Raw genomic sequence first — 11302 nt, forward strand, 5'->3', positions numbered from 1 at the left:
GGAATAAGTTGAATATACCATGTGTTGTTAACTTAATGAAATCTTTTAGTATACTATATATAACACATGTTTTAATTATAAATATAAGAGGAATTTCTTCACTATATTTATTATTTATAAAAGAAACAAATGTATAATTGTATTAAATAATATAAGTATAAAATAAAAGCCCCTTAATTGGGGCTTTCTTTATTCAATTATTAGGGGTTATAATATATCTACACTATTCTTTTCATCTTCTAATCGTATTTAGGTACTCTAGGTTATCTTAGTTAGTATAAGCTTCTTTTTCAAAGGATATATTTCTATAGGCTTTGTCGTGATTTCTGAATTTTAGCAGTAGAAATAGATACTCTAATAAGTACCATATTAAAAAACCAATTACGAAAAGTCTTTTTTGCTGGCGCAGGTGTATTCTTTCGTGATTTAAAAGGATTTTATTCTGTTTATGTTCTTCTTTTCTGACAAAGATAAAAGGGTAGAGCGTTAATGCTGCATACCCTTTTGGGACTAGTTTTGTGACAACTATTTTTTCCATACTATTTCTGTTCTTTATTGAAATAGCACAGATAGTAGTACATCTGCTTTTCCTCATCCCAGCCTTTTTCAATAAACTGGTCTGCGCTTTCAGGGTTTACTAAATCAAGTTTGATTGTAATGTTTGTGTCCAGGTTAATCACGTTTTTGAATTTCTTGCGTGCTTCAGTAACGGCTTTGTTTGAGATAGGGAAGTCTGTAAGATCTTCGATACTATATTTTTCTCCATGGTCTACTTTGTAGTTTTTAAATTCAGCAGCTAAGTCTGGGTTCTCAATAACTTCATTTAAGAAATTTGTTTCTTCAAAATCATCGTTTTTTGCAAAGTAATTTACAGATCGATTCAAAAACATTACTTCCTCTTTTTTATCTTCAGCTGGAAGTACTACATCTTTAGCGAAGTCTTGACAGAATTTAAGGTACTTCTTGGTGTGGAAGTTTTCATCTTCGAATATGTCTACAGATAAGAAATGCTCTAACCAATAGCGCGCATCGTATTTGTTGCTGTCGATAGTTAGAATCTTATATCCTTCTTCTTTTTCGTAGTTGAATATTAAAACACCTTTGTCTAATTTACCTAAGTTAATACCTTGCTCAAGGCGCATCTTTAGGTTAGATCCTTCTTTGTCGAATTGGATGAAATCTGTTTTGATTTCACTTTTGAAGATACCAATTGCGTCAACGATGTTGTTATCGATTGATACGTTAGTTAAGTAGGTAACATAAATTTCTCCACTTTTGATGTGAGGGTGGTTAGATTGTTCGTATAGATGTCTTGCAATTTCTTTTGATGTATCGTGTACATTTGATTCTGATGGTGCGTTGAATATTTTAACCACCATATTGTACAGCTCGTTGAATTCTAAATCCACATCGTGAGCAAATTTGTAGTAGTCTTCGTCTTTCTCACGGAATGGCTTAAAGAAGTATTCTTTTAACAGAGGTGCTATTTCGTCTGAAAGTTTGTACGGTTCTTCAGTCATAAATACACCTTCGTTTCTAGCCTTGTTGTTTACTTGGTGTACAGATAATGTTTCAATCTGTGTGTTGAATAAGTTAATCATTGTATTAAATTTTAAAGGGGTTTGTAATTATCCTCTAGACCATCTCTTCTTGTCTTGAGTTTTTTGTTCTTGTTCTTTTATTCTTCTAACTATGTAGTTAGCGACTACTGCTCCTCCATATCCTGTTTTTGATTCTGCATAGTGTTCCAATGCCCAAAAAATAACATCTTCTACCATATGAATATGTCCTTGTTCTTCTAGTTCTTCTAAAAGAATATCTTTTGCGACTGTTTCTGATACTGATTGTTTCATATCTAATATTTTGGGTGTTTGTAACTTATTTGTTTTACATTTAGCTTAAAGAGATTGCTTATTTCTCTCAATAACTCCTTGTTTTTAGAATCTTTTATAAATGCTTCAAACATTGAGGATAGAGTGATGAATGTTTCGATAGAGTAAAACATTACAGTTTCTGAAATAGTTCTGTTTTTAAAGTCCTGTAAAGTCCTCGTTTTTACAATTACAGAATGGAGGTCCTTTTTAGAATCGTAGATTAAATCAACTGAAACTCTTTTGTTTTTCAACTTACTAGAGTATTGTTTTACTATGAATATTGTTGAGTTATTATCCATTTGAAATACGTATTTAATTAATATCCATAATAATACATTACGTTATTTTCCCAATCGAATGTTTTATATAACCTAACAAGTTCAAATACTGCATATTCATATTTACAACTATTGGATACAGAAGTTCCTCTTTCAAGATTGTAAGGTCTTCTGTTATGAGCCCAGTCAAAATGTATCTGTTTCATATGTTCTATTATTTTATAAAGAGCATTTTGTTCTTCTTGAGTTATTTTTTCAAAATCAAAAGAACGTTGTTCTTCTAACCCTATCCATCCAGATTTTGCAGAGTTTAAAAAGTCGCTATTCTTTCTTGGGTACTTTTCTTGTATGATATCAGGAAAGAAAGGGACTAACATATCTTGTTGGTACTTCTGAACTTTTAAAGAATAGTAATCAATGATATAGGCTAGAAATTCTTTTGTAACTATGTGTAAATCGTTATCAGAAGAGTAATATTCTTTTATATCTTCTTTTTCAAAGAATTGTTTTACTGAAGTTTCTGGAGGAGTAAAATCTGTGTATTTTACAAATTCATACAATTCAGTACCTAAGTCATATACACCAACATGCCCATTTTCATAGATATCATCTTCATTGTAAACTTCTCCTTTATATTCGAATAACTCTTTTAGAGTCATTGATTTAATTTTGTTGTATTCTTCTTTAGGCAAAAAGCCTATGTAGGTTCTATATCCCATGTCTATCTGTCTTTATAAAAAGCCACTAATACTATTCTTTCTCCATGTGTTATTTTAGCAGGATACTTACTATGAAATAAATTAGAGCTGTAGGTTAATAATTTGTTTGGCTCACTGTGGAATACTTGTCGGATATTCCACTTCTTCCAATCATTTGAATCTTCTGTAATTAATCGGTCAAATTCTTCATTGGTTACATCTTTTGGGAGTTCTAATCCGTGAGTAATGTGTTCCCAAAAAGCAGTACCATTTTCGCTTGCATTTCCTTTAGGATTGATAAATAACACTTTTGCGAGTGCTGTTTTTTCTCCTTGAATAATGTTGTCTGCATGGATGCGGAGGTCTGTATCAAAATCAGGCAGTGCTCGCCTAATAAATGTTACTATTAACTCATGTTCATCTTCTTTTAGATAGGGCAGAATGTTATCTGGTACCTTTAGAAAATCAAACTCTTTCTCGCCTAATTTGACTCGTTCAAAATGAGTGTTTAGGCAATAGTCTTGCAGTTCCTCAAATACTTCTTGAGGAAGAAAATTGTTTTCGATATGTATCATTGGAATGTTTTTTTAAGAAAGGATGTAATTCAATACAGCGATTGCTGTTGCAGTAACTATTAATAAAGTTGTTTCAAACTTTGGGTATTTGGTTTTGTTACTCATAGCTAAATATGATCTAAAATTGATAACTGATTCTTTTGAGCAATCTTCTCTTTCTCCTTTCGTTCTTTGTCTTGAGCTATTTTCTTGACAATTCCCATAATTGACTTTTTATCATACTTGAATGCAGAAATAATATCTGTTAGATCCATGTAGTCTTCTGGAGATACAGCAGCAAATGAATCAAGCATATTTTGAACGATTAGTTGATTGTCGTATACAGTGTCTTCTGTACTTGTTTTTATAATGCTTTCAAAAGAAACCATGTATTGCATTAGTAAATCACTGGTTCTATTTAAATTGTTTTTCAATTGTTTTCCAATCGCTGTTTTTGAAGGAAAATTACTTGATGTAGCATCAATTTCAGCTTTAACAACATCACATAGAAAAGATGTTTTTAATAATTTGCCATGTATTCCTGCTTTTAATTCACTTTCAGTCTTAGTGATAACTGTCGCTATAAGGTTCAGTTTGTTTATAAAGCCGATCGCAATTTTTTCAGTAGGGCAGAAGGTTGCGTTGTAAAAGTTTTCGTAATAGAATTTGTCTCTCGTTTCGTAAAACTTTTTGTAGTTTTTACTTTCTGGATTATTGTTTTGAATTAAGTAGTATTTAGGATTGTTCATTTTAAACAATAGTTTAACTGTTCAGTATTCCTGAACTGTTGGTTTGACAATAATTTTTTGAGATTATTCACAGATGTTATAAACTGATTTACATTGAAAATCATCAGTATCCTCAAACATGTCTTCAGTAGCATGTCTGTCCTTGCTGTATTTTACAACTGAATCTATCGGGGTTATTTTCTTTTTTACACCCTCTTTTTTAATTCTGTATCGTGGAGGGACTGTGTCTGGTTTAAAGAAAGTGCTGTTTGCTAAAGCTTCATTTTCTCTAATTTCATTAATTCTTTTTTCGTCGTTCTTTATAATTAGATCTATTTCACTCTGTTTACACATAACACAAGGATAACACCCTACTCGAGAGAATCCTTTAAAATACATGGGATTAATATCAAATCCTCTATTTAAAGAGTAGTATATAACTTCATCTCCTGTTGCATTAAAAAAAGGACGTTGTATTGTATCATCATATTTTTTACACCATTCAAAAACGTCTTTCTTCCGGTATGTATGAAACTTAGGGTCTTCTTTCCCTTGTTCTAATCTTAGTTTTGCTTTAGATAATTTATTTTTCTGGACTAAAGAAAGTGTTTTCATATTGGAATACTTTTCTACAATCATAGAATTTGTCTGATAAGGTTGGAAGTAGTATTTAAAATATCTGCACACTTCTTCCATTTTAGATCTTTCTGAACTCTCATCTGCTCTAATACCTTGTACTATTATCAAGTTTTCTGTTTGAGATAAAACATAATCAATCATTGGTTTTACTTTTAACTCAACAGTACAGAATCTTGATTGTGAAGAAGGGAACCTTCCCTTCTTCACAGCCATATCGACCATGCCATCATATTTAGAAGAAACTAGACTTGTGAACTTTACCTCTGATTTATCAACTAAGTAATTTATATGATTGTAGGTGATTTTAGATTCCCATTTAGTATCGCAGAATACAGATTCTATATTTTCAACTCCATATTTTTCAATAGCCCAAAGAAGTGAAGCTTGACTGTCTTTACCGCCAGATAACGGAACTATTATTTTCATTTTAAGCAATAATTTATCTGTCCGAGTTATTTCGGATAGTGTTAAACAATAATTTTTTTGTTGATTTTTAATTAAACCATTCATCGATGTTTTTACCTTCATCGATACGTTTTTGGAAGACTCCTTCCAGAATGATTTTGTGTAGTTTTATTTCAATCTTTTCACTTTCGTTTTGTTCTACTTGTGAAATTATTTGTTGGATTAGAGAACGACTATATCCAGATTGTAGTGGATTGTTTAATTCTTCTTTGAGTTCTTTTTCTACCAAACTTTTGGCTTCTTCTCTTTTTTGAGAATACCATTCTTTGAGTTTAAGCGACGATTTTTTTGTTGGATAAGGAATAATACCACGAAGAACTAATTCTTTAAACAAGTGGCTAAAAGGGGGCGAAATTAACTTGTTTTGTTTGTATTCTTCGAATAGATTTTTAATTCCGTTGTCTATTAGCTCTTTTTTTTGACTTTCTGAAACTTCTGGCAGAAGGGAGGCAGATGGTAAAACAGTTTGTTGTGTGATGTTGTGTTTTTGCTTTAAATCCAATTTCCAGGCTTCGTACTTTTTTAAAATTTCAGCAGCATATGCTGTATCAAAAAGTTGATAATGTTCTGTTACTTTGTCATACATTCGCATTCGTTCAAGTTCAAAGGCTTTATAAATTTCCTCTGGTCTCAAATGAGAGTAAATCAACATAAACATTCTTGATATTTCTTCAAGCATCAGCGGATCTGTTTTTTCTTTCATTCCGCTCAGAGCAATTGATTTGATTAAAACTTGAGTAAGCAACATGGACAGTGAGTCATCACTAAGACTTTCTCTAATCGTTTTGCTTAGGTAGGTTTTCTTTACAAAGTTAATCGGAGTTGTTAAGCATTTGTTTTCTAACTCGCTCAGTTGCTTCATAACCAACTGTGGCATTGTGTTGGATTGTATCGATTGATTGACGACCGATAAATCTTTCTTGTTGTTGTCCATTCTTATTTTGATTTTGGTTGTTGAAAGTGTTTTTTTCCCATGTACGAATTGCTGCTTTCCAATCTTTCATTTTGGTTTTACCTACCATCCAACCGTTGCTTTCGTAATGGTCAAAAAACTTCTCTGGGTTTACTTGGTTGTTTCGCTCAAAACAGTATTCTCGAATTTCTACTATTGTTGGCTTTGAAAACCTTTTTTTTGGCGCAACTTTTTTTTGGGAAATTTCTTCTGATTTTAAATCTGTTGAATTGACTTCTTCAAAAACAACCTCATCGATATTTTCTATTTTGGTTGTTTTGTTTTTTAATTCTTTTTCTAAAAGAATATTATCTTCTATTTCTCTTTTACTTTCTCTTTCTCTTTCTCTTTCTCTTTCTAAAGGTGGGTTGTTTTGGGTTGTTTTTTTGGGTTGATTGGGTTGTTTTGTTGCGTTATTATTACCCTTTGGAGCACCTCCTTTTTTGCCATTTTCTCGATTAGAAATTGCTCTTTTTAGCCTCTTGTTTACTGATGTAGAAGTAAAGTTTTTTCCTTCTAAAAGAAACTCTTTTGTTACAGCTTCCCAATCTGAATTAGTTATTTCGGTTCTTAGTCTATTTTGTAATAAATCTTTATTATTACTAAGGTATCCGTTGTTAGAATACATGATAAATAAACACTCTAAGAACAAGTATCGTTGAGTAAGGGTGAGAGTAAAGTATGTTTCAGAGGTCCACCAATCTTTAGGGTAAAATGTGAAACCTAGTTTTGTACTCATTTTTTAGTTTTTACAAGTTTACGTGTTCGTGCATCCACTTGAACCCAAGTGTAACCTTCTTCTAGCTTTTTAGAATCATCATTTTTATGTTGTTCAGCTAATTGTTGTGCTTTGCTTTTTTGCTCAGCAACTTCTTCCCATATAGATTTAGGCTCTTTTTCAAGAGCCTTTTTCTGTTTTATTTTCTTTGTCATTCTTAATAGTCTTCTCTATTCCATTCAATACTAATTGAATCGTCATAATCTGTAATCTGAACTTGAGCAGAGTAAAGTCTAAAAATCTCAGCTTCTATACCTCTAAGGCCTACCATTTTGCTAGGTGTAATTTCTGATTGATTTCTGTCAAAATAATTTTCTTTCATTTTGAATGAAAATATCTTTCCATACCTTGTGTCAGATGTACTAAAAATAAATCTTACAGCACATTCTGAATCATTCTTATCAGGTTCTATATCCGCACATACCTCTATCCAATTATATCCTTCGTTATGGATAACATGAAACGAAATTTCGCCACTGTAATCATTACTATACTCCATTGCTGCATTTTTAAATAAGTCAGCTATCTCGTCAAGTGATATTGTTTTCTTATTTACGAACCCAACAATACTTTGAGTCATATCTAATATGGGTTGTAAGTTTACTTGTTGTAGAAGGTTATCATTAATAGTCTTTGCTATTAGTGCATTATAGTCTATCAAGTCAAACTCTTGTAAATTGACATTTATAGTTTCTTCTATTTTAGTCTTGATGTTTTTAGCTATATCTCCATAACTTCTAAATGTATCTTTAATAATATCCTGTATCATTTCAGATACATGCTTTTCTACCATTTCTGGTAATTTTTCAGATATTACTTTATTTACAGCTTCTTGTGTTACTTCGTTTAAATTCATTGTTTTAAAAATTAAAGGGGTTTAAAAATTAGCTTAAAAAGGAAGGTCGTCTTGATTTTCTGTAGTAGCCCAATTTGACTGATTACCTTGGTTGAATCCTTGTTGTTGGTTTTGTTGAAAATTGCCTTGTTGTTGATAAGCATTCACAGCAGAACCTTGTCCATGGTATTGTCCACCTTGCATATATCCTTGTTGATCTTGGTATTGTACTTGATCTTGGTTTACAGCTTTAATAATTCGCCAGCCTTGAATAGTATTGAAGTACCTTGTTTCGCCTTGTGGACTTATCCATTCACGTCCTTTTAGGTTTATATCTACTTTTACAATATCTCCTGGTCGGAAGTTATCTAGTAATGATACTTTATCTTGGATAAACTCTACTAGAATGTGTTGTGGGTATTGTTCATTTGTTGTTATAACAAATTCCCTTTTTTTGAAAGTAGCACTAATATCTTGTGTGTTTCCTACTAACTTTATAGTTCCTTCTATGTTCATATGTATTACCACTTCTAATCCAAGTGGGAAGTTTTAGTGTATTTTAGTTCTTCTTCTAACTCTTCAACTCTTTGTTTTAGAGAATTGATTTCTTGTTTTAACTCTTGTTTGGTTGGTTCTTTTTTGTGTTCACAATGACAATCTTCTATGTCTTTAGAATGAACAGTACCCCAACACATTGGAATTAATACTTGTTTGTTTGTTATTTTATGGGTAACATAATAACATGCTCTTGGTACTTTAGGACAAATCCAATCATATGGATTATAACCCTGTACTTCCATATCCTCCATTACCTCTTTCAGTAGATTCAAAATCATCTACTTCTTCAAATCGAAGCTTGATGATTCGCTCTAAAAACATTTGAGCGCATCGTTCTCCTATTTTGTAAGGGAAAGGTTCGTAGATTAATTCGGGTTGCTTGTTCTTAGTAAATAGGTTCTTGATTGCATTCTTTAGGTTGTAACCAATAGGTAATGCTCTAAATCTGATTTGATATTCTCCTGTGAAGTCTGGGTCTCCTTGACTTGGACTATTTTGCATAATCCAATTAGTTTTAGTGAAACTAGACCTTGGTACAAATACTACTTTATAGTTTGGTGGTGGTTGAAACCTTAACCCTAATTTTACTATTACTAGGTTAGGAGCCAGTTGTTCAATATCCATTACATACAAATCTCTACCTGCTGCTAATGGAGTTGCTCTGCGTGGAAATCTTTGTTTATCTCTTGTGTAAGGGTTTGTTTCTCGCATTGTTTTTAATACTACTGCTTTTGGTTTGAAAGCAAGTTGTATAGATCCTCTATTCTCCATTGTTTGTATAGTTATTAATGTTAATATTCCAGATTCCTAATTTCCCTTTAACTTCTTCTATTGGTTTATCATAGAAAACTGCATTTGCAAGTTTCCAATGATATACATATTCTCCTTTGTCAGCCCAAATTGAAGAACTGTTTTGTACACAGTCAACTATATCTACTTCTCCTATGATACATCCAAGATCAAGTTTGAATTCCTCTATACAATTAGTAGCATCTTCTCTTTCTTTAGAGAGTCTAGAACTAGTGTCTTTTACCTTAGAAGCGTGTATGTAAACACGTCCTCTAAATTTAGTCTTCCAGGTTCTATTCTCGATATCTTTAATACCAAGGGCGATTAGTTCCGCCCAAGGTTGTTTTACAGATAAAGCTTTAGTTATTCCAGCCATTTGATATTTGTTTTAAAGTTTCTTTTTCTTTGTTTACAAGCCATTCCCTAGCCATTGTTATACGTCTAGTCATGTGCTTTATATCATCTTCTGTAAGAGTTACATTGAATGATTTATTTCTCATAAAAGGAGGAATTGAAAAATCGAGTATGGTAGAGTAGAAGTCGTAATATGGATATTCTTCTTTGAATTTAGCGATATCGAATATCATGTTTCGCTCTAATTGTTTCGCTTCTTCAATAAATTCTTCACTTGGATTATCTATATCAATTACATTGTGTTTCCACTGTAATTGTTTTAATTCATCCATTAACAAGTCGTATGGAGCATTAACAAGGCAATAATCTAATTCACTTATTGTCTTGGTTTCTAATTCGGGAAAATCATAAGAATGTGAGATCCACGAATAACCTTTTAATTGCCATTCATACAGTGTTGTTAGTTCTGCTTTTTCAAAAGATTCTAAGTCCCAACTTGTCTTTGTGTCCTTTATCTTCTTTTGTAGGTTATCTGGTGTTCCTTGTAAAAAATAGTTATGAATATGTTCATCATTTTTACGATAGAAAAAGTTATCTCGTTGAGAAACTAAATCAAGAGCATCCTCTTCGCAAACTGTTCCTTTTGTTAGGTATTTGTTTTCTAAGAAACGTTTTCTGTTCCAGAATTTGTCACGAAATACTTCTTCAAGATATGTGATTGCTCCAGTAGGAAGTTCGTCGCCTTTGTTTTGTTTGTCTAATAAAAAAGCAAGTCGATTATCCTTGTTTTCTGTCCACTTAACTTTGTTTCCATTTGCATTAATACCATAATCCCTTTCGTTTGTTAGGTCTTTTATTTCGGTTACAATCTTTAAAGATTCTTCTTCACTAGGAAGGTTAGTCATGAGTTTTCCAAAAGAAGAGCATCTTGCTCTCCAATTAGTGAATATTAGGTTTTCTGTTTGCATAGTGTGTTTTTATTTAATAACCAGTCCATTTACCTGTTTTACTATGATGGTTCATTACCTTTAGTAGTTGCTCAGTACTAGAACAAGCTAGTGGGCAATCATTAGTTTGATAATAGTGTCCGCCTTCTTCGAAATCTCTACATTTTTGAACAAGTATTTCTTGTCCGTTATCAAGTTTGTGTGTTTTCCAATTATTACTTGCCATGTCTTTTATTTATTAAAGTGTTCTTGAATTTTTGACCAACCAAATTGATTTTTAAGAAGCTTCATTGCTTTGTCTAATGAGTAGGTAGTTTCAGTAAGGTTGTTTTGCTTCATAAAACTGTCACAACCCATTTTACAAGCTCCTGTTAATAGTCTGAACTCTGATACTGATATTGATTTTTTTTCTTTAATTTCTTTAACTAGATCTTGTACTTCTAGATTCTCTTGTAAGAATTTAAAGTTTACATCTTCAATAGCTTCTTTGATTGTTTTTCCATGAGCAAAGTACTTATCTCTACTAGCTACATAACACTTTTCTTTTTTGTTAAATAATGATCCTTCATAGATAGTAAACTCGTCTCTTTTCTTTTTAGAACGAATGATTGTTGCTATACTGTCAATCATTTGTATTTTATGATTTGATTGAGTTAGTATAACATTGTTTTCAAACGCCCCGGAACCGATGTGTGTTACTGAATTAGGGATAGTTACTTCTGTAAGGTTGTTCCCTCGAAACGCCCCGGAACCGATGTGTGTTACTGAATTAGGGATAGTTACTTCTGTAAGGTTGTTCCCTCGAAACGCCCAATCGCCGATGTGTGTTACTGAATTAGGGATAGTTACTTCT

Annotated in this window: 19 protein-coding genes; all 19 read right to left on the reverse strand. The window is 32.0% G+C overall.

Features of this window, described 5'->3' with window-relative positions; translation table 11 throughout:
• Positions 1-268 precede the first annotated feature (268 nt).
• Positions 269-538: a hypothetical protein gene (locus tag GOQ24_RS15825; protein ID WP_160340124.1), complete on the reverse strand. Its 270-nt coding sequence runs from the start codon at positions 536-538 to the stop codon at positions 269-271.
• A gap of 1 nt (position 539) precedes the next feature.
• Entirely contained in the window at positions 540-1601 is a 1062-nt protein-coding gene (locus tag GOQ24_RS15830; RefSeq protein ID WP_160340125.1) for a nucleoid-associated protein, read from the reverse strand.
• Positions 1602-1628: 27 nt separating this feature from the next.
• Positions 1629-1853 (reverse strand): hypothetical protein, encoded by a 225-nt coding sequence (locus GOQ24_RS15835; protein ID WP_160340126.1) that lies wholly within the window; start codon positions 1851-1853, stop codon positions 1629-1631.
• Positions 1854-1855: 2 nt separating this feature from the next.
• Complete coding sequence (locus GOQ24_RS15840; protein ID WP_160340127.1) at positions 1856-2173, reverse strand: hypothetical protein; 318 nt, start codon at positions 2171-2173, stop codon at positions 1856-1858.
• Between the two features lie 17 nt (positions 2174-2190).
• A complete protein-coding gene (locus GOQ24_RS15845) occupies positions 2191-2871 on the reverse strand; it encodes a hypothetical protein (protein WP_160340128.1) in 681 nt (226 codons plus the stop codon).
• Positions 2872-2873: 2 nt separating this feature from the next.
• Complete coding sequence (locus GOQ24_RS15850) at positions 2874-3425, reverse strand: hypothetical protein (protein ID WP_243731296.1); 552 nt, start codon at positions 3423-3425, stop codon at positions 2874-2876.
• 107 nt (positions 3426-3532) lie between these two features.
• Positions 3533-4153 carry a hypothetical protein gene (locus tag GOQ24_RS15855; RefSeq protein ID WP_160340129.1) on the reverse strand — a complete coding sequence of 207 codons (621 nt, stop codon included), beginning with the start codon at positions 4151-4153 and terminating at the stop codon, positions 3533-3535.
• Positions 4154-4216: 63 nt separating this feature from the next.
• A complete protein-coding gene (locus tag GOQ24_RS15860; RefSeq protein WP_160340130.1) occupies positions 4217-5197 on the reverse strand; it encodes a phosphoadenosine phosphosulfate reductase family protein in 981 nt (326 codons plus the stop codon).
• A gap of 67 nt (positions 5198-5264) precedes the next feature.
• Complete coding sequence (locus GOQ24_RS15865; protein ID WP_160340139.1) at positions 5265-6113, reverse strand: hypothetical protein; 849 nt, start codon at positions 6111-6113, stop codon at positions 5265-5267.
• Complete coding sequence (locus GOQ24_RS16580; RefSeq protein ID WP_208103238.1) at positions 6049-6927, reverse strand: hypothetical protein; 879 nt, start codon at positions 6925-6927, stop codon at positions 6049-6051. The genes GOQ24_RS15865 and GOQ24_RS16580 overlap by 65 nt, the downstream gene beginning before the upstream one ends.
• Entirely contained in the window at positions 6924-7121 is a 198-nt protein-coding gene (locus GOQ24_RS15875; RefSeq protein WP_160340131.1) for a hypothetical protein, read from the reverse strand. Before GOQ24_RS15875 ends, GOQ24_RS16580 begins: the two co-directional genes overlap by 4 nt.
• 2 nt (positions 7122-7123) lie before the next feature.
• Positions 7124-7822 carry a hypothetical protein gene (locus GOQ24_RS15880; RefSeq protein ID WP_160340132.1) on the reverse strand — a complete coding sequence of 233 codons (699 nt, stop codon included), beginning with the start codon at positions 7820-7822 and terminating at the stop codon, positions 7124-7126.
• 33 nt (positions 7823-7855) lie between these two features.
• Complete coding sequence (locus GOQ24_RS15885; RefSeq protein ID WP_160340133.1) at positions 7856-8317, reverse strand: DUF3127 domain-containing protein; 462 nt, start codon at positions 8315-8317, stop codon at positions 7856-7858.
• 14 nt (positions 8318-8331) lie between these two features.
• Positions 8332-8601: a PCRF domain-containing protein gene (locus tag GOQ24_RS16520; protein ID WP_166520754.1), complete on the reverse strand. Its 270-nt coding sequence runs from the start codon at positions 8599-8601 to the stop codon at positions 8332-8334.
• Complete coding sequence (locus GOQ24_RS15890) at positions 8582-9130, reverse strand: dUTP diphosphatase (RefSeq protein WP_160340134.1); 549 nt, start codon at positions 9128-9130, stop codon at positions 8582-8584. Before GOQ24_RS15890 ends, GOQ24_RS16520 begins: the two co-directional genes overlap by 20 nt.
• Positions 9120-9524 (reverse strand): ASCH domain-containing protein, encoded by a 405-nt coding sequence (locus GOQ24_RS15895; protein WP_160340135.1) that lies wholly within the window; start codon positions 9522-9524, stop codon positions 9120-9122. Before GOQ24_RS15895 ends, GOQ24_RS15890 begins: the two co-directional genes overlap by 11 nt.
• Positions 9508-10470 (reverse strand): hypothetical protein, encoded by a 963-nt coding sequence (locus GOQ24_RS15900; RefSeq protein ID WP_160340136.1) that lies wholly within the window; start codon positions 10468-10470, stop codon positions 9508-9510. The genes GOQ24_RS15895 and GOQ24_RS15900 overlap by 17 nt, the downstream gene beginning before the upstream one ends.
• A gap of 13 nt (positions 10471-10483) precedes the next feature.
• Positions 10484-10675 (reverse strand): hypothetical protein, encoded by a 192-nt coding sequence (locus GOQ24_RS15905; protein ID WP_160340137.1) that lies wholly within the window; start codon positions 10673-10675, stop codon positions 10484-10486.
• A gap of 5 nt (positions 10676-10680) precedes the next feature.
• On the reverse strand, positions 10681-11302 hold a 622-nt coding region (locus tag GOQ24_RS15910), incomplete at its 5' end, for a leucine-rich repeat domain-containing protein (protein ID WP_160340138.1).

Source organism: Myroides sp. LoEW2-1, assembly GCF_009767705.1.
Taxonomy (GTDB): Bacteria; Bacteroidota; Bacteroidia; order Flavobacteriales; family Flavobacteriaceae; genus Flavobacterium; species Flavobacterium album_A.

What these genes read in the sequence shown, in the direction of transcription:
- GOQ24_RS15825 (WP_160340124.1), bottom strand. Translation starts at nt 538, where the DNA reads ATGGAAAAAATAGTTGTCACAAAACTAGTCCCAAAAGGGTATGCAGCA.
- GOQ24_RS15830 (WP_160340125.1), bottom strand. Translation starts at nt 1,601, where the DNA reads ATGATTAACTTATTCAACACACAGATTGAAACATTATCTGTACACCAA.
- GOQ24_RS15835 (WP_160340126.1), bottom strand. Translation starts at nt 1,853, where the DNA reads ATGAAACAATCAGTATCAGAAACAGTCGCAAAAGATATTCTTTTAGAA.
- GOQ24_RS15840 (WP_160340127.1), bottom strand. Translation starts at nt 2,173, where the DNA reads ATGGATAATAACTCAACAATATTCATAGTAAAACAATACTCTAGTAAG.
- GOQ24_RS15845 (WP_160340128.1), bottom strand. Translation starts at nt 2,871, where the DNA reads ATGGGATATAGAACCTACATAGGCTTTTTGCCTAAAGAAGAATACAAC.
- GOQ24_RS15850 (WP_243731296.1), bottom strand. Translation starts at nt 3,425, where the DNA reads ATGATACATATCGAAAACAATTTTCTTCCTCAAGAAGTATTTGAGGAA.
- GOQ24_RS15855 (WP_160340129.1), bottom strand. Translation starts at nt 4,153, where the DNA reads ATGAACAATCCTAAATACTACTTAATTCAAAACAATAATCCAGAAAGT.
- GOQ24_RS15860 (WP_160340130.1), bottom strand. Translation starts at nt 5,197, where the DNA reads ATGAAAATAATAGTTCCGTTATCTGGCGGTAAAGACAGTCAAGCTTCA.
- GOQ24_RS15865 (WP_160340139.1), bottom strand. Translation starts at nt 6,113, where the DNA reads ATGCCACAGTTGGTTATGAAGCAACTGAGCGAGTTAGAAAACAAATGC.
- GOQ24_RS16580 (WP_208103238.1), bottom strand. Translation starts at nt 6,927, where the DNA reads ATGAGTACAAAACTAGGTTTCACATTTTACCCTAAAGATTGGTGGACC.
- GOQ24_RS15875 (WP_160340131.1), bottom strand. Translation starts at nt 7,121, where the DNA reads ATGACAAAGAAAATAAAACAGAAAAAGGCTCTTGAAAAAGAGCCTAAA.
- GOQ24_RS15880 (WP_160340132.1), bottom strand. Translation starts at nt 7,822, where the DNA reads ATGAATTTAAACGAAGTAACACAAGAAGCTGTAAATAAAGTAATATCT.
- GOQ24_RS15885 (WP_160340133.1), bottom strand. Translation starts at nt 8,317, where the DNA reads ATGAACATAGAAGGAACTATAAAGTTAGTAGGAAACACACAAGATATT.
- GOQ24_RS16520 (WP_166520754.1), bottom strand. Translation starts at nt 8,601, where the DNA reads ATGGAAGTACAGGGTTATAATCCATATGATTGGATTTGTCCTAAAGTA.
- GOQ24_RS15890 (WP_160340134.1), bottom strand. Translation starts at nt 9,130, where the DNA reads ATGGAGAATAGAGGATCTATACAACTTGCTTTCAAACCAAAAGCAGTA.
- GOQ24_RS15895 (WP_160340135.1), bottom strand. Translation starts at nt 9,524, where the DNA reads ATGGCTGGAATAACTAAAGCTTTATCTGTAAAACAACCTTGGGCGGAA.
- GOQ24_RS15900 (WP_160340136.1), bottom strand. Translation starts at nt 10,470, where the DNA reads ATGCAAACAGAAAACCTAATATTCACTAATTGGAGAGCAAGATGCTCT.
- GOQ24_RS15905 (WP_160340137.1), bottom strand. Translation starts at nt 10,675, where the DNA reads ATGGCAAGTAATAATTGGAAAACACACAAACTTGATAACGGACAAGAA.